Genomic DNA, 16,631 nt, shown 5'->3' on the forward strand with positions numbered 1-16,631 from the left:
ACAGAGTGTCATGCATCAGTCCACTCACACCACTGGGGGCCAGAACCTTGTCCATCACCTCCGGCCTGCGGGGCGCGCGTCTGCCCCGCAGGCTGCTGCAGCTCTACGTCGGTCTGGCGCTGTACGGCGCCAGTTCCGCGCTCCTGGTCCGCGGCGGCCTCGGGCTCGAACCCTGGGGGGTGCTGCACCAGGGGCTGGCCGAGCGGACCGGACTCACCATCGGCGTCGTCTCGATCATCGTCGGCGCCGTCGTTCTGCTGCTGTGGATCCCGATCCGGCAGAAGCCCGGGCTGGGCACCGTCTCCAACGTCTTCGTCATCGGCGTCGCGATGGACGGCACCCTCGCCGTCGTGCCCGACGCTCGCGGACTGGCCGTACAGATCCCGGTGATGCTCGCCGGGATCGCTCTCAACGGAGTCGCGACCGGCCTCTACATCTCGGCCCGCTTCGGCCCCGGCCCGCGCGACGGGCTGATGACGGGTCTGCACCGGCTCACGGGCCGGTCGGTCCGGCTGGTCCGTACGGCATTGGAGGTGGCGGTCGTGGCCACCGGATTCGTCCTCGGCGGCACGGTCGGCGCCGGCACGGTCGTGTACGCGCTGTCGATCGGCCCGCTCGCGCAGCTGTTCCTGCGCGTGTTCGCCATCCCGTCTGCGGAAGCAGGAAGCACGGTGGTCGCCGGCTCGACACCGGAGCAGGCCATACTGCGAACGTGACTCCCGCAACACGCCCCAGGCACCCCTACCTCGACCATCCCTCCCCCATACCGTTCGCCCACCGTGGCGGCACGGCCGACGGGCTGGAGAACACGGCGGCGGCCTTCCGGCGTGCGGCCGCGGCCGGATACCGCTACTTCGAGACGGATGTGCACACCACCTCCGACGGCAGGCTCGTCGCGTTCCACGACCCGACGCTCGACCGCGTGACGGACGCCCGCGGCCGTATCGCACAGCTGCCGTGGAGCGAGGTGAGCCGGGCCCGGGTGGCCGGCAAGGAGGCCCTCCCGCTGTTCGAGGACCTGATGGAGGAGTTCCCGGAGGTCCGCTGGAACGTGGACATCAAGGCCGAGGGGGCACTGGAGCCGCTGGTGGACCTGGTGCGGCGTACGGCGGCCTGGGACCGGGTGTGCGTCGGCTCCTTCTCGGAGAGCCGGGTCTCCCGGGCGTCCCGGCTCGCGGGACCGCGGCTGGCGACCTCGTACGGTGTGCGCGGGGTGCTGGGACTGCGGCTGCGCTCGCTCGGCATTCCCGCGGCGGTGCGCGCGGGCGCGGTGTGCGCGCAGGTGCCGGAGTCCCAGGGCGGCATCCGGGTGGTGGACCGCCGCTTCGTACGCGAGGCCCACGCGCGCGGGCTGCAGGTGCATGTGTGGACCGTGAACGACCCGGATCGGGTGGCCGCTCTCCTGGACCTCGGGGTGGATGGCATCATGACCGATCATCTGGAGATGCTGCGCACGGTGATGACCGACAGGGGAGTCTGGGTCTGAGCGTCGCGCGTCTCACCACGGGGACGAGCGAGGGGGCGCGGCGTGGCCGCTGACACCGCGGAGGGCACCGCCGGGACGGACGACGCAGGCCGTCGGCGCGAGCAACGTGGCTGGTACTTCTACGACTTCGCCTGCTCCGTCTATTCGACGAGCGTCGTGACGGTCTTCCTGGGCCCGTATCTCACCGCCGTGGCGAAGGCCGCGGCGGACGACGACGGCTTCGTCCATCCGCTGGGCGTCCCGGTCCGCGCCGGTTCCCTGTTCCCGTACGCGGTGTCCGTCTCGGTGGTGGTGGCGGTGCTGGTGATGCCCATGGTGGGGGCCATCGCCGACCGTACGGGCCGCAAGAAGCCGCTCCTCGCCGTCACGGCGTACCTCGGGGCGGGTGCCACGGCGGCGATGTTCTTCCTGGAGGGCGACCGCTATCTGCTCGGCGCGTTCCTCCTGATCGTCGCCAATGCCTCGCTGTCGGTGTCGATGGTCCTCTACAACGCGTATCTGCCGCAGATCGCCGAGCCCGAGGAACGGGACACGGTGTCCTCCCGCGGCTGGGCCTTCGGCTACACGTCGGGTGCGCTCGTCCTCCTGCTGAACCTGGTCCTCTACAGCGGCCACGAGTCCTTCGGTCTGTCCGAGTCGGAGGCGGTCCGCATCTGTCTGGCCTCGGCCGGGCTCTGGTGGGGCGCGTTCACGCTCGTACCGCTGCGACGGCTGCGGGACCGGCGGGTGGCCACGGGCGAGCTCCCGGCCGGCGGCGGGGTCGGGGCCGGCTGGCGGCAACTGGTGGCGACCCTGCGGGACATGCGCCGGCATCCGCTGACGCTGTCGTTCCTGCTGGCGTACCTCGTCTACAACGACGGCGTGCAGACGGTGATCTCACAGGCGTCCGTGTACGGCTCGGAGGAGCTGAAGCTGGATCAGACCACGCTGATCACGGCGGTGCTGCTCGTGCAGGTGCTGGCGGTGGCGGGCGCGCTGGGGATGGGCCGGCTGGCCCGCTCGTACGGGCCGAAGCGCACGATCCTCGGCTCGCTCGCGGTGTGGACGCTGATCCTCGTCGCCGGGTACTTCCTGCCCGCGCGGACACCGGTGTGGTTCTACGCGCTGGCCGCCGCGATCGGTCTGGTGCTGGGCGGCAGCCAGGCGCTGTCGCGGTCGCTGTTCTCGCATCTGGTGCCACGCGGCAAGGAGGCGGAGTACTTCTCCGCGTACGAGATGAGCGACCGCGGACTGAGCTGGATGGGGCCCCTCCTGTTCGGTCTGACGTTCCAGCTGACGGGCAGCTACCGGGATGCGATCATCTCTTTGGTGATCTTCTTCGCACTGGGATTCGTGCTGCTCGCACGGGTACCGGTACGGCGCGCGGTGGCCGCTGCGGGGAACCCCGTCCCGGAACGGATTTAGACGTTGAAGTGAAAGGCCGGTAGTGTACGCCTTTGGCCTGCCAGGCGGACCGTTACTGCGCGCTCAGAAACTCAGAACGCTGGGTGACACTTTCTGCCAGATGTGACAAACCGGGCACTGGTGGGTACCCAAACCCTGGAAAAGCAGCGGCACGACGGGCGACGACGCATGACCGGCAACGGGAATCTTTACCGCCGACCGGACGTTGACCGGATGACGACGACAGCGACACCTGTCCTGTGGGCGACAAGCCCGGGAGGCACGATTCATGAGTGAGCGAGCTCTTCGCGGCACGCGCCTCGTGGTGACCAGCTACGAGACCGACCGCGGCATCGATCTGGCCCCGCGCCAGGCGGTGGAGTACGCATGCCAGAACGGACATCGTTTTGAGATGCCGTTCTCGGTAGAGGCGGAAATTCCGCCGGAGTGGGAGTGCAAGGCGTGCGGCGCCCAGGCACTCCTGGTGGACGGGGATGGCCCCGAGGAGAAGAAGGGCAAGCCCGCGCGTACGCACTGGGACATGCTCATGGAGCGGCGCACCCGCGAGGAGCTCGAGGAGGTGCTGGCCGAGCGGCTGGCGGTCCTTCGCTCCGGAGCCATGAACATCGCGGTGCATCCGCGCGACAGCCGGAAGTCCGCGTAACGACGCACCACAAGCGCTCCTAGGGAGCGCGACAGAACACAGGAGCCGCGGGCTGCCGCACACGGATGGTGTGCCGCAGCCCGCGGCTCCTTTGCGTCTGCGTCGCTCCGCCGGCGCGCACAGCGCACCGGTGGACCGCGAGATGAGTCGGACTGCGCGAGGTGAGCCGGGCTGCTTGCCCGGCCCGGACCACATGCTCGCCCGGGCCACATGCTGGGCCCGGGCTGCGAGTGGGGCGGCTCGGACGCTACGAGGTGAGCGGAGGGCGCGGATCCGGCTCATGGCGGTGAGCCGTGGGCGCGTCCTCGCGGATGACCTCACCCTGCACGATCTTTCCGTCCGGGCGGTGAATGCGGACCTGCTGGAAGGCATCGCCGAGGGAACCGGGAGCGGCCTGCCGCACCCGCCGCTCCAGCGACTTCTCCGCATAGCGGCCGAGGGCCGCGCGGACCGGGGGAAGGAGCAGCAGCAGACCCGCCGCGTCGGAGATCAGCCCGGGCAGCATGAGGAGCACTCCACCGAGCATCAGCAAGCCGTTGCCCGAGCTCGGCCGGTCGTCCCCGGTGGCCGGCGCGACGCCCGACTGCTGCCGCTGGAGGGTCTCCGAGAGATTCCGGAAGGCACGCCGGCCGGCCCGCTTGATCACCACGGCGCCGAGCACACCGCCGGCCACGAGCAGCACGAGCACGGTGAACCCGCCGGCGACTCCGGCGACGACGGTCAGCAGCCAGATCTCCAGCACCAGCCAGGCGGCGATGCCGAGGGGGAGGAAGGTGCGCGCGCGTGAGCGCCTGCGGGCGGTCGGTGTCGTTACGCCGGTCGTCATGGCTCCAGTGTGCCTGGGCGCTCGCAGGAGTGTCGTAAAGGCGGGACCCGTGCGGAAATCCCACGGAATCCGAGGGTCAGAAGGGCTTGCGGCCGATGATCTTTCCGGCCCGTGCCCCGATGCCCCAGGCCGTGACCCGCCACAGGGCCTCCACGACGATGTCGCGGCTCATCTTGGAGTCGCCGAGCTCACGCTCCACGAAGGTGATCGGGACCTCGACGACATGGAAGCCGGCCTCCACGGCGCGGCGGGCGAGGTCGACCTGGAAGCAGTAGCCCTGGGAGGCGACGCCGTCGAGCCCCAGCCCTTCGAGGGTCTCCTTGCGGAAGGCGCGGTAGCCGCCGGTGACATCGCGGATCGGCACGCCGAGCAGGAGCCGCGAGTACGTGCTGCCGCCTCGGGAGAGGAACTCACGGGACCTCGGCCAGTTCACGACGCGCCCGCCGGGCACCCAGCGGGAGCCGAGGACGAGATCGGCACCCTTGAGGGCGGTGAGCAGCCGGGGCAGCTCCTCGGGCTGGTGGGAGCCGTCGGCGTCCATCTCGACCAGGACGCCGTATCCCTGCTCGATGCCCCAGCGGAAGCCCGCGAGATAGGCGGCGCCGAGGCCCTCCTTGCCCTTGCGGTGCAGGACGTGGACGTGGTCGTCCTCGACGGAGAGCTCGTCGGCGATCTTGCCTGTGCCGTCGGGGCTGTTGTCGTCGGCGACCAGGATGTGCGCCTCCGGAACGGCGGCGCGCACACGGGCGACGATCGGCTTGATGTTCTCCGCCTCGTTGTAGGTCGGAATGATCACCAAGGCTCTGCCGAGCGGGCCGTACCGCCTCTGACCGCCGTCGTTCACTGCTGCCCCTTAATTTTCGTACGCAGAGACCCACCATAGCGAGCGCCGGTGACGGAGCCGCGACGGCACGGACACGTGGGCGGAGGGGTGGGAGAAGGGGCCCGGACGAAATCGGGAACGGATCGGGCCCGGCGTCCTTCGGGCCGGCCTGGGAACCGCTGGCTGCGGGTCGACCGAGAGCCGTTGTCTACTGAACGCCGGGCCCCACCCGGGTCGCACCTTCCCCCGAGCTCCTGCGGAGCAGGGGGGACCCCCACCGGTCGAGACCCTCCCTCGCCCCCGAGGCGCGGGCGCTGAACCTGGCTCCCAGTGGTGGTGCGCCGGTGCGGCGCGCCACCCCATGACCCAGCGGCGTTCGACGACTGCGTGGGGGTTCGACCGGTCGGACGTCCTGTGGTGGACTCGGCCGAACCTACCGGCCGGTGGGCGCACTCTGTCAACAGTCGTGCGATCTGCGGCGATTGACCGATTCGGCTGGTCAGCGACGAAGATCCGCAGGTCGCGACGGAGCACATGGAGCAGTGGCCCACGGTGCGAATCGACCCGATGTCACTCGTCCGGCCGTACGTAGACCGTTTGTCCGAACACCACGGTCCGCAGGCACTCGGGAAGGGCACTGCCCGGGGTGAGATCGGGCAGGCCGGGGGTGCCGGAACGGGGGTCGGTTGACCAGCGTGCGACCCGGTCGTCGGGGGCCTGGACGACGAGTTCACCGGTGCGCCAGACCGCGTAGTCGGCGGGCGCGCCGGGCACGAGGGTGCCCGCATCATCCCGTCCGATCGCGCGCCAGCCGCCACGGGTATGGGCAGTGAAGGCGGCGCGTACGGAGATCCGGTGTTCGGGTGTGCGGTGGAACGCGGCGGCCCGGACGGTGCCCCAGGGGTCGAGCGGGGTGACGGGACTGTCGGAGCCGAAGGCCAGGGGGACTCCGGCGCGCAGCAGCGCCGCGTACGGGTTGAGGGTGCGGGCACGCTCGATGCCCAGGCGCTGTGCGTACATACCGGTGTCACCGCCCCAGGCCGCGTCGAAGGCGGGCTGGACGGAGGCGGTGAGACCGAACTCGGCGAAGGCGGCGACCGTTTCCGGGGTCAGCATCTCGGCGTGTTCGACGCGGTGACGGGCGGCGCGGACGCGGGCGAGGCCCAGGGCGGCCGCGGCGGCCCGCATCCCCTCGACGACATGGGTGATCGCCTGGTCGCCGATGGCGTGGAAGCCAGCCTGGAGCCCCGCCTCGGTACAGGCCGTGACGTGCGCGGCGACGGCGGCCGCGTCGAGGTGGGCGACGCCGGCGTGGGCGGCGTCGGCGTACGGCTCGTGGAGACAGGCGGTGTGCGAGCCGAGCGAGCCGTCGGCGAAGAGGTCTCCGGCCGCTCCGGCGGCTCCGAGGGCGCGAGCCCGCTCCACGTCGGTGTCGGCCCAGTAGCCGACGACCCGCGGCCCCGGCTCGTCGGTGGCGGCCTTGAGCAGGCCCGTGAAGTCGTCCTCGGAGGAGATGTCGGGCCCGCCGCACTCGTGGACGGTGCCGATCCCCAGCGACGCGGCGTGCCGCAGGGCGATGCGCTGGGCCTCGGCGCGCTGCTCGGGCGACACGGCGGAGTACGCGGCGGAGCGCACGGCGTGGTGTGCGTCGCCGGTGAGCGGCTCGCCGTCACGGAAGCCGTCCATGCCGCGGACCGCGGGCACCAGATCGAGCATCGCGGTCGTCACGAGCGCCGAGTGGACGTCGATCCGGGTGAGGTACAGCGGACGGCCTCCGGTGAGCTCGTCCAGCTCGGCCCGGCTCAGCGGCCGCTGCTCGGGCCAGCGGGAGGCGTCCCAGCCGTGCCCGATCAGGATGCGGTCGGCGGGGCGGGCCGCCGCGTAGGACCGGACGCGCTCCGCCGCCCCGGCGAGCGACTCGGCGCCGGACAGATCGAGTCCGGTGAGCGCGAGTCCGGTCGCCGTCGTGTGGACGTGCGCGTCGACGAACGCGGGAGTGACCAGAGCCCCTTCCAGATCGACGACCTCGTCCACGCCGGAGGCGAAGGCGTCCGCGGCCCCCTCGGAGCCCACCCAGGCGATGTGCCCGCGCTCGACCACCATGGCGGTGGCGAAGGGGTCGGCGGGGCTGTGGACGTCTCCACCGCGCAGCAGCACGGTGCGGTGTTCGGCCGGGGGCACGCTCTCACTCATGGAGAACAGCCTAGATTCGCGGCGGCCGTGCCTCGTACGGGGTGGAGAGGACCACGGTCGTCCGGGTCGAGACTCCGGCCAGCGAGCGGATCTGGCCGAGCAGCTCCTCCAGCTCCAGCGGGGAGCCCACACGGACCTTGAGGATGTAGTTCTCCTCACCGGCGACGCTGTGGCAGGCCTCGATCTCGGACACGCCGGCGAGGCGCTCGGCGATGTCGTCGGGGGCACTGGGGTCGAAGGGTTTCACCGAGATGAACGCGGTGAGGGGCAGTCCGACCTCTTCGGGGTCCACGACAGCGGCGTATCCCCGGATGACGCCGCGCTGCTCGAGCCGTCGGACGCGCTGATGCACTGCCGAGGTGGACAGGCCGGTGGCCTTGCCCAGGTCGGTGTAGCTCATGCGCCCGTCCTTGACGAGCAACTCGACGATCTGACGATCCAGCTCCTCCATGCAGGTCAACCTATTGCCCCGGATGCCCATCGGCACAGTCGGCGGCGTCCTGGAAGGGCACCTGCGGGGGGCATGTGACGAATGCCACAGCCACGCGACCGTGTCCTTCGGGACCTCGCGGTTACCCCCGGGGCGCGAAGGGAAGTGCTTGGTGTGGTCGAGGCCGCAAGCGCCTGGTCGGCCCCACCCGAGGGGGAGAAACTGCATGCAGAGTGTGAAGCGCACCGGACGTACCGAACCGGAGCCTCTTGAACCCGTTGGTCCTCAAGAGGACGACGAGCTGGACTTCTACGACACCTTCGAGATGTACCGGGTGATCTGCCCGGACTGCGCGCAGCCGATCGCGCTGCTGGCCGACGAGGTCGCACTGCCGGAGCACGCGCTGTGCCCGACACCGTGGAACCCGTTCGTGCTCTCGGTCTGTGCCGGGACCGGCCGGTCCGCCACGGAGGCACGGCCGGCCGACGAGTCGCTGGAGGTCCAGGAGCAGGACACCGCACTGCTGTTGACGCTCCCTCAGGGGCTCGACTGGCGGACGCAGCCCTTCTCGCACGTGGGCGGTCCTGGCTCGCGCCCGTTCAAGATGCCGCCGATGCGACGGGCCGCCTGAGCGGACCGTCCGCCGGGTTCCTCCGGCGCTACCAGTAGGTTCCCCGCACCATGGCGGCGAGGCTGTCATGGTGCAGGATCATCCGGTCCGGGTTCTCCGGCACCGCCACCTCCTTGAAGTGCACCTGGCGGTAGGCCACGCGCAGCATCACGATGGCGTGCCGCAGGGCGGCGTAGAGGGTGTGGAAGTCCATGTCGCGCGGTGTGTGGCCGGTCAGTTCGGCGTAGCGCCGCTCGATGTGCTCACGGCGCAGGAAGTCCGGCAGCCCCCGCTGTCCGGAGCCGACGGTCAGATCCTGGAAGAAGCGGTGCAGGTACACCGTCCAGCCGAGGTCGACCTCGCGCGGGGCGAGGGCGGCCATCTCCCAGTCGAGGACGGCGGCGGGCTCGAAGCCGTCGTAGATGATGTTGCCGATGCGGGCGTCGCCCCACGTGAGAACGGCCGGGCCCTCGTCGGCGGGCCAGTGCGCCTCCAGCCGGTCGAAGGCGCTCTCGATGAGCGGTGAGCGAGGGAGCCCGTCCACCACCCAGGCGTAGTAGTCGCGCTGGGCGTCCACGTGCCGCCGCAGCGCGCTCCCCTCGCAACTCCCCACCGGATACTGGTCGTGGAGCCGGGCGATGACGGAGATCGTGGCCTCCTCCAGCCGGGCGCGTTCGCCGTCGGTCGCCGAGTGCAGCCAGTTCCCCTCGTACGTGTAGGGCACCACGTCCGGCGGCACACGGCCTTCGACGCGCTCCATGACGAGGAAGGGCGCGCCGAGCGGAGCCGGGTCCTCCTCCAGCCAGAGCACCCGTGGCACGGGCAGATCGGTGTGCCGGGCGACGTCCCTCATCGTCTCGTACTGCCGGCGCAGGTCGTAGACGGGGAACACGGTGTACGCGTCGGGGTCGGCCGCGAGTCGCACGGCGCAGGCGCGCAGCGGAGTTCCGGGGTGGTCGATGTCGAAGAGCAGCGTCTCGCTGGACATGCCGTTGGACTCGGGGGCCCGGACGCCGGTGACTTCGGCGCCTGGCAGCCGGGCGTCCAGCCAGGCGGTCAGCCGGAGGGCGAGTGTCTCCGGGTCGCGGGTGGTGGTGCGGGGGCGTGGTGCCGTGGCCATGTCGGTGCTCCTCTGCTCCTCGCTCAACTGCGGGCGGGCCGACGGGAGTCGGCCGGTCGGCGGCCGTGCGCCATAGGCCGTGCTCCGTGCGCCGTGCGCCGTGCTCCGTGCTCCGTGCTCCGTGCTCCGGGCTCCGGGCTCCGGGCTCCGGGCTCCGGGCTCCGGGAGGGTCAGCCGGCGACGGAGTCGTAGCCGGTGAACCCACTCGGGTCGTGGCGGCCGAAGCTGCCGTGCTCGAAGATCCCGTAGCCCGTCCGGCCTTCGAGGGTGAACCGGGCGGCGTGGTCGGTGACGCCGAAGGCGGCCATGGGGTGGGCCGCCGGGTCCGACAGGTCGTAGGTGCGCCGGTCGGTCCATCCTCGGCCCTGCCAGGTGCCGTGCTGCCAGTCGGTGGCGGGTGGATAGCCCGCCCCCACGGCCAGGGGGGAGGAGCAGAGGGTTTCCGCGGTGAGTTCGAGAGGCTTGCCCGCAGGATCGGTGAGGTGGACGACCGCCCGTTCGGGATGGCGGCCGCCCGGGCGGTAGTGGATCTCGGTCCGGGGCCAGCCGAGCTGGACGTCGCGTTCCCCGTCGCGGACGACGACGGCCTCGTTGAGCGAGCGGTGGCCGTCGGCGTCCTCCTGCGTGATGACCATCAGGAAGCGGTCGTCGAACCGGACGGGCATCCAGAGCCAGTGGAATCCCTCGGGGCGGAACTCGTCGCCGCGGCCCGCCTCTTCGCCGGGCAGGGGCCGCACGCCCCAGCTGCGGTCGCGCGTGCCCGTCCACTCCCCCGCCGTGACGGGTATCTCCTCGCCCGCGGCCCGGATCGTGCCCGTGCAGCGGCCGGCCTGGACGAAGCGCCGCCCTTCGAGCGTGAGCCGGTCTCCGCGGCGCTGCACATGATGCGGCTCCCAGACGGCCGGGAAGTCGGCCTCCCAGACGAGGTCGTACGAGAACGACCCGGGATCCGCGGGATCGTCCGCGCAGCGCAGGCGTATCCGGCGCAGCGGCTCCTCGACGACGATGCTCAGCGGCCCGACGGTCAGCCGCATCCGGTCGTCCCCGAGCGCGTCGGAGGCGCGTACGGCGTGCAGCCGGTCGCCGGTGCGCAGGGTGGCGTAGGCGTCGATGACCCCGGCGTTGGGGTACACCCCCAGCCCTGCGACGAGCAGAGCGCGGCCCCGGTGGTCGAGCACCTGGAAGATGCACCGGTCGTAGGCGTTCCGGTCGCCGGTGACGACGTGCTTCATGGAGAGCGGAGCCTGATGGACCGGGTACTCGTCGAGCGCGATGGGACGATCCTGGGACACGACGGCCTCCTCGCCGGGCGGGAGGATGACGGTACGTCAGATCCCGTGGGGGAGCCATACGCGTGCCGGCGAGGGGAACGGGCGGACCGGGCACCCGGCACCCGGCACCCCGGCACCCCGGCACCCGATGGGTACGTCACGAACAGGGGCTCGAATGGCACCGGCGGTGACCCCGCGGGTCCGATCGCCGTTTGGACGGACATGACAGCGCAGCACCCCAAGAGCGGCCCGGGCCGCCGCCGGCTGATGACGCCACGTCAGGAAGAATCGGTTCCGCATGCGGCCGATCCGCCCATCTACAGCGATCTGATGCATCGCTGGGCCAGTGCGGGACGGACCCTTCCGGGCCGCCGTGACCAGGAGTGGAACAGGCTCACGGCGGCACCGGTGTGGACCGGGCGGACCGGCTGGGTCAGTGGGACTCTGGCCCAGCGAGGTGACGGGCGATGACCATGCGCTGGATCTGATTCGTGCCCTCGACGATCTGCAGCACCTTCGCCTCGCGCATCAGCCGCTCGACCGGGAAGTCCGCGGTGTAGCCGTAGCCGCCGAGGACCTGCACGGCGTCCGTCGTCACCTGCATCGCCGTGTCCGTGCAGAAGAGCTTGGCCATGGCCGCCTGCCGCGAGAACGGCCGGCCGGCGTCGCGCAGCCGCGCTGCGGCCAGATACAGCGCCCGGCCCGCCTCCACCTTCGTCGCCATGTCGGCGAGCATGAAGCGCAGCCCCTGGAAGTCGGCGATGGGGCGGCCGAACTGCTTCCGGTCGGTGGCGTACGCGAGGGCCTCGTCCAGCGCCGCCTGGGCGACGCCGATCGCGCAGGCGGCGATGCCGAGGCGCCCCGAGTCGAGAGCGGACAGTGCGATCGCGAAGCCCTGCCCCTCGTCACCGATCCGGCGCGAGTCCGGGACCCGCACTCCGTCGAAGTGCAGCTGGGCGGTGGGCGAGCCCTTCATGCCCATCTTCTTCTCGGGAGCCGCGGCGCTCAGCCCCTCGGCGTCGCCCGGCACCAGGAACGCCGTGATGCCACGGGCCCCCTCGCCGCCGGAGCGGGCCAGGACGGTGCAGAAGTCGGCCACCCCGCCGTGCGTGATCCAGGCCTTGGTGCCGGTGATGACCCAGTCGTCGCCGTCCCGCACGGCCTTCGTCCGCAGCGACGCGGCGTCCGAGCCGGACGACGGTTCGGAGAGGCAGTAGGCGCCGAGCAGCCCCCCGCCCAGCATGGCGGCGAGATGCTCGCCCTGCTGCTCCTTGGTGCCGTAGTTGGCCAGCGCGTGGCAGGCGAGGGAGTGGACGCTGACGCCCAGCCCCACGGTGAGCCGGGCCGCGGCCAGCTCTTCCAGAACCTGCAGGTAGACCTCGTACGGCTGGTCACCGCCGCCGTACTCGGAGTCGTACGGAAGACCGAGCAGTCCCGACTCGGAGAGCAGGGAGAACAGCTCGCGCGGGAAGTGTCCCGCGTCCTCCTCCTCGGCCGCGCGTGGAGCGATCTCCCGCTGGACGATCTCACGGACCAGGGTGATCAGATCCCTGGCCTCCTCGGTGGGCAGTATGCGGTCCACCGGCTGCGGGGCGCGGTCGGGCATAGCGGCGCTCTCCTCCCTGTCGGGCGCTGCGGCGGTCGCGCGCGAAGGGTTGGGCGGCGCCGCCGGATGTCACCTGATGCGCCGATGCTGCCCTCCCGGATCACGGAAGTGGCTGACCAGCGGCTGTGGCGCGTTGAGTATGCCCCATCAGGGGGCGTCCGTCACGGGGCGCTTTCGCCACCTGCGTCACCTTCGCACTCGTCGAAGTTGGTCCGAACCATTGACCAACTGGTCTAGTCCTCCTACCGTTCCCAGCAGCACATGACCGGTTCATGTCATGTGCACCGTGTTCACGCCGCAGCACCTCCCCCCACCCGCTCTCCCTCCCCCACGAGGAGACACGATGCTCGGACCCCGACCCCCACGCGCCCGCTTCCGGGCCCTGATCGCCGCGGTCTGTACGGCCGTCCTCGGCGCCGGCCTGCTCGCCGGAGCCGGCACGGCCACCGCCACCGACGCCACCACCACCGCCACCGCAGGCCCGGCCGCCACCGCGGGCTCCGCCGCCCCCAGGGCCGGCTCCAACGTCGTCGGCTACTTCACCAACTGGGGCGTCTACCAGCGCAATTACCATGTCAAGAACATCGAGACGTCCGGCTCCGCGAGCAAGCTCACCCACATCAACTACGCCTTCGGCAACGTCACCGGCGGCAAGTGCGTCATCGGCGACGCCTTCGCCGACCACGAGAAGGCGTACACCGCCGACCAGTCCGTCGACGGCGTCGCCGACACCTGGGACCAGCCGCTGCGCGGCAGCTTCAACCAGCTGCGCAAGCTGAAGAAGCTGCACCCCGGCCTCAAGGTCATCTGGTCGTTCGGCGGCTGGACCTGGTCGGGCGGCTTCACCGAGGCCGCGAAGAACCCCGCGGCCTTCGCCGAGTCCTGCTACGGCCTGGTCGAGGACCCGCGCTGGGCGGACGTCTTCGACGGCATCGACATCGACTGGGAGTACCCGAACGCCTGCGGCCTCTCCTGCGACACCAGCGGCCGTGACGCCTTCGGGAATCTGATGTCCGCGCTGCGCGCGAAGTTCGGCTCCTCGAACCTCGTCACCGCGGCGATCACCGCGGACGCCAGCAGCGGCGGAAAGATCGACGCGACCGACTACGCGGGCGCCGCCCAGTACGTCGACTGGTACAACCCGATGACGTACGACTTCTTCGGCGCCTGGGCCGCGCAGGGCCCGACGGCGCCGCACTCCCCGCTCACCTCGTACGCCGGCATCCCGCAGGCCGGCTTCGACTCGGACGCCGCGATCCAGAAGCTCAAGGGGCTCGGGATCCCGTCGTCGAAGCTGCTGCTCGGTATCGGCTTCTACGGGCGCGGCTGGACGGGTGTGACGCAGTCGGTGCCGGGAGGTACGGCGACCGGGCCCGCCCCGGGGACGTACGAGCAGGGCATCGAGGACTACAAGGTGCTGAAGACCACGTGCCCGGCCAACGGCACGGTCGCGGGGACGGCGTACGCGCACTGCGGCAGCCAGTGGTGGAGCTACGACACGCCCGCCACGATCGCCGGGAAGATGGCGTACAAGAACCAGCAGGGGCTCGGAGGCACGTTCTTCTGGGAGCTCAGCGGTGACACGACCGACGGGGAGCTGATCAGGTCGATCGGCTGAGGCGCGGGGTGAGGAGGGCGGGGAACCGGTCCGGTTCCCCGCCCTCACTCATGTGCCCGGAACGCCGGAACGTCAGAGGAGCCCGGCCTGGGTGACCAGCATCGCGAAGACGACGACGAGGACCCAGCCCATGATGTGCTCGACGATCTTGGGGCCGTCGTCCTTGGGGCCGCCCGTGCGGGCCCGGGCGTCGGTGGCGTTGGCTGTGGTCGCGGTCATGGCTGCTCACTCGGTCGTCGTGGTCGTGGACGCCCCCCGTGACGGTCCCTCCACGCCCTGGGGGCGTAGCGGGTGACCCGACCACAGTGCCAGCCCGACGGCCCGTGGGCAGTGACACCGCTCACTGCCCACGGGCGCCGAGGAGCTGCTCAGTCGATGCCGAGGGCGGCGAGAGCCTTGCGCTGCGCGGCCGTCGGGTGCTCGGGCCAGTACAGGTAGCAGACACCGCCTGTGCCGGACGCCACGTTCCCGCTCGCGTTGTACCGCTTGGTACGGAGCCAGATCGTCTCCCACTGGGCCCGCTTGTAGACCCGGCGCACGGCCTCGTTGCTCGGCGACGCCGGATCGTTGGCGATCACGTCGCCGTCGGCGGTGAAGCCGATCACGGTCATCAGATGGCCGGAGGTGCCGTAGCCCGCGCCGGTGAGCTCCTCCTTCAGGAACGACTGGGACGTTATGGCCGGGATTCCGGCCTTGACGAGCGCCTCCAGCTGGTCGAGGGACTCCAGCCTGGTGACGACGGCGTTCATGTCCCGGTACGTGGCCGCGTAGGCGGCGTTGAAGGGCCAGTTGCCACAGCCGTCGTACTGGTAGTCGAAGGTGTGACGGGCGGCGTGGCAGACCTGCGGGTCGGCGAAGGCGGGATTCACCCAGGCGAGCTCCTGCGCCGACGGCCTGCGGCCCCAGTACTCGATGATCATCTGCGAGGAGGTGGGGCTGCACCAGGCCTCGCCGCCGTTGTCGTACTCGGGGTACTGGCCCACGTGGACGTTCTGCGAGTAGCGGGGCACCGCCAGCTCACGGGCGATCCGGGGCGTGGAGGCCGGCACGGTGAAGCGGTCCGGGACGTCGGAGGCCATGGCGCCCACACGCCACACCGTGGGGGTCAGGTCCGTGCCGGGCGTGCGGTAGAGGGTGAGACGCAGGCGGTAGGAGGCCAGCCGCAGTCCGCTCGCCGGATCGTCCACCGAGAAGGTGTCGGTCCAGATGGTGCTCCGGCCGTCGGTCTGGTCGTCCACGGACGTGCGGCGGATGTCCCCGTCGCCCGCCGCCCAGCGGCCCATCACGAACCACGGCGTTTGGGTGCCGTCCGTGTACGTGCCGGACAGCTCGGTCTGCAGCCAGGTGCCGGACGGGGTGCGGGCGTTCCAGGAGGCGATGACCTCGGTCGCGGGAACCCCGGGCCGGTGGACGGGCGAGGTCCACGTCGCGTACTCCCAGGCGGTGGTCAGCCCGGTGTGCGGATCCGCGTACTCGGTGCGCCCGGCGAGGGTGTCGATGACCAGCCCGGGACGGCGGCCCGCCACCGCCCGGGTGCCGGCCGCCGCGCCGCTGCGCCAGTCGGTGTACGAGTTCCAGAAACGGTTGTCGACGAGCGGGCGCGGCCGGCCGGCACGGGCCGGAACGGCGGCCGCCGCAGCCGCGGGGGCGGCGGAGGACAGGGCGCTCCCGCCCGCCGCTGCGGCCAGGGCCGCGGTCAGTACGGTTCTGCGCGAGGCGGGAGTGCTCATGGGACCTCCGGAGGCGGTCGCGGGACGCGGACGGTGAGGGCGACAGTGGGCCAACTATCGCGGGTCCCCGGCGGCCTCGGCCAGTGATTCGCAGCGCGTCGCACCCACCAATATTGGTCTCGACCAGTGGCATGACCTGCGACGGTCCCGGCCCGCCATCGAACCGGCCCCCTTAGGGTGACCCCATGAGCCCTCTCGTCTCCCTCGACCGCGCCGCTGCGGTCCTGCGTGCCCTGCCGCCGTCCTGCGGGCCGGTGCGGCTGATCGCGGTCGACGGTCACGCGGGCTCGGGGAAGAGCACCTTCGCCACGCTGCTCGCGGCGGCGCTCGGCGGGGCACCCGTGCTCCGTCTCGACGACCTCGCCACCCACGACGAACTCTTCGAGTGGACAGGCCGGTTGCTCGACCAGGTGATAGCGCCCCTGTCCAGCGGCGAGAGCGCGCTGTACCGGCCCTACGACTGGACGCTGCGCCGCTTCGGCACCCCTCGTCCGCTGCCGGCGGCTGAGGTCGTCCTGGTCGAGGGAGTCGGGTCGGGCCGGCGGGCGCTGCGGCCTCATCTCGCCCGGCTCCTGTGGATGGACCGGGAGCCCGAGGCTTCATGGCTCCGGGGCCGGCGCCGCGACGGGCCGGCGCTGTCCGGCTTCTGGGACGGCTGGACGGTGGCGGAGACGCGTCATTTCGCCGGGGACCCCTCGCGGCCCTTTGCCGACACGCTGGTACGGGAGTTGCCCGAGGGTTACGAGTGGCTCCTGGGGCCGAACGTGACAGCGGGAGCGAACCATTCCGTCACGGAGCGTGAGCACCTCACACCGCCGTACTGAGCAGTCGGAAATCCACCCCGTCGAGTGCCCAACTCCGCTTGACCCAG

Annotated in this window: 16 protein-coding genes; 7 read left to right on the forward strand and 9 right to left on the reverse strand. The window is 71.3% G+C overall.

The window, feature by feature from the left end:
• Positions 1-47: 47 nt before the first annotated feature.
• The 4 genes from yczE (at position 48) to OG766_RS05195 (ending at position 3,533) form a co-directional block, all read left to right on the forward strand.
• The gene (gene yczE, locus OG766_RS05180) at positions 48-716 is read left to right on the forward strand and encodes a membrane protein YczE (RefSeq protein WP_266375926.1); all 669 of its coding nucleotides are present in this window, start codon (positions 48-50) and stop codon (positions 714-716) included.
• Entirely contained in the window at positions 713-1,486 is a 774-nt protein-coding gene (locus OG766_RS05185; protein WP_328724652.1) for a glycerophosphodiester phosphodiesterase, read from the forward strand. The genes yczE and OG766_RS05185 overlap by 4 nt, the downstream gene beginning before the upstream one ends.
• Positions 1,487-1,528: 42 nt before the next feature.
• Positions 1,529-2,890: an MFS transporter gene (locus OG766_RS05190; RefSeq protein WP_328724653.1), complete on the forward strand. Its 1,362-nt coding sequence runs from the start codon at positions 1,529-1,531 to the stop codon at positions 2,888-2,890.
• 268 nt (positions 2,891-3,158) lie between these two features.
• Positions 3,159-3,533: an RNA polymerase-binding protein RbpA gene (locus OG766_RS05195; RefSeq protein ID WP_003959706.1), complete on the forward strand. Its 375-nt coding sequence runs from the start codon at positions 3,159-3,161 to the stop codon at positions 3,531-3,533.
• A 247-nt stretch (positions 3,534-3,780) separates the two neighbouring features.
• On the opposite strand, the gene fxsA is transcribed toward OG766_RS05195, so the two are convergent.
• The 4 genes from fxsA to OG766_RS05215 form a co-directional block, all read right to left on the reverse strand.
• Positions 3,781-4,359 (reverse strand): FxsA family membrane protein, encoded by a 579-nt coding sequence (gene fxsA, locus OG766_RS05200; protein ID WP_266375920.1) that lies wholly within the window; start codon positions 4,357-4,359, stop codon positions 3,781-3,783.
• 76 nt (positions 4,360-4,435) lie between these two features.
• A complete protein-coding gene (locus tag OG766_RS05205) occupies positions 4,436-5,203 on the reverse strand; it encodes a polyprenol monophosphomannose synthase (RefSeq protein ID WP_266375919.1) in 768 nt (255 codons plus the stop codon).
• A 549-nt stretch (positions 5,204-5,752) separates the two neighbouring features.
• Positions 5,753-7,375, reverse strand: coding sequence for an amidohydrolase (locus tag OG766_RS05210; RefSeq protein WP_266375917.1), 1,623 nt, complete (start codon positions 7,373-7,375; stop codon positions 5,753-5,755).
• A gap of 10 nt (positions 7,376-7,385) precedes the next feature.
• The gene (locus tag OG766_RS05215; protein ID WP_328724654.1) at positions 7,386-7,826 is read right to left on the reverse strand and encodes an Lrp/AsnC family transcriptional regulator; all 441 of its coding nucleotides are present in this window, start codon (positions 7,824-7,826) and stop codon (positions 7,386-7,388) included.
• Between the two features lie 205 nt (positions 7,827-8,031).
• Here OG766_RS05215 and OG766_RS05220 point away from each other — a divergent pair, with 205 nt between their 5' ends.
• Positions 8,032-8,436: a hypothetical protein gene (locus OG766_RS05220; protein ID WP_266375912.1), complete on the forward strand. Its 405-nt coding sequence runs from the start codon at positions 8,032-8,034 to the stop codon at positions 8,434-8,436.
• 28 nt (positions 8,437-8,464) lie between these two features.
• On the opposite strand, the gene OG766_RS05225 is transcribed toward OG766_RS05220, so the two are convergent.
• The 3 genes from OG766_RS05225 to OG766_RS05235 form a co-directional block, all read right to left on the reverse strand.
• On the reverse strand, positions 8,465-9,535 hold the full coding sequence (locus tag OG766_RS05225) for a phosphotransferase family protein (RefSeq protein ID WP_328724655.1): 1,071 nt from the start codon (positions 9,533-9,535) through the stop codon (positions 8,465-8,467).
• 170 nt (positions 9,536-9,705) lie between these two features.
• A complete protein-coding gene (locus OG766_RS05230; protein ID WP_443045595.1) occupies positions 9,706-10,767 on the reverse strand; it encodes a DUF7064 domain-containing protein in 1,062 nt (353 codons plus the stop codon).
• Between the two features lie 472 nt (positions 10,768-11,239).
• On the reverse strand, positions 11,240-12,412 hold the full coding sequence (locus tag OG766_RS05235) for an acyl-CoA dehydrogenase family protein (protein ID WP_328724657.1): 1,173 nt from the start codon (positions 12,410-12,412) through the stop codon (positions 11,240-11,242).
• A 343-nt stretch (positions 12,413-12,755) separates the two neighbouring features.
• On the opposite strand from OG766_RS05235, the gene OG766_RS05240 reads away from it, so the two are divergent.
• Positions 12,756-14,030, forward strand: coding sequence for a glycoside hydrolase family 18 protein (locus OG766_RS05240; RefSeq protein ID WP_328724658.1), 1,275 nt, complete (start codon positions 12,756-12,758; stop codon positions 14,028-14,030).
• A 72-nt stretch (positions 14,031-14,102) separates the two neighbouring features.
• Here the strand turns inward: OG766_RS05240 and OG766_RS05245 are convergent, their stop codons facing one another.
• Complete coding sequence (locus OG766_RS05245) at positions 14,103-14,249, reverse strand: SCO1431 family membrane protein (protein WP_328724659.1); 147 nt, start codon at positions 14,247-14,249, stop codon at positions 14,103-14,105.
• Between the two features lie 149 nt (positions 14,250-14,398).
• Positions 14,399-15,760, reverse strand: coding sequence for a peptidase C39 family protein (locus OG766_RS05250; protein ID WP_266375901.1), 1,362 nt, complete (start codon positions 15,758-15,760; stop codon positions 14,399-14,401).
• Positions 15,761-15,945: 185 nt separating this feature from the next.
• Between OG766_RS05250 and OG766_RS05255 the strand changes: the two genes are divergently transcribed.
• Positions 15,946-16,584, forward strand: a complete 639-nt coding sequence (locus tag OG766_RS05255) for a uridine kinase family protein (RefSeq protein ID WP_266375900.1) — start codon at positions 15,946-15,948, stop codon at positions 16,582-16,584.
• The last annotated feature ends 47 nt before the right edge of the window (positions 16,585-16,631 follow it).

Source organism: Streptomyces sp. NBC_00259 (assembly GCF_036181745.1).
GTDB lineage: Bacteria > Actinomycetota > Actinomycetes > Streptomycetales > Streptomycetaceae > Streptomyces > Streptomyces pratisoli.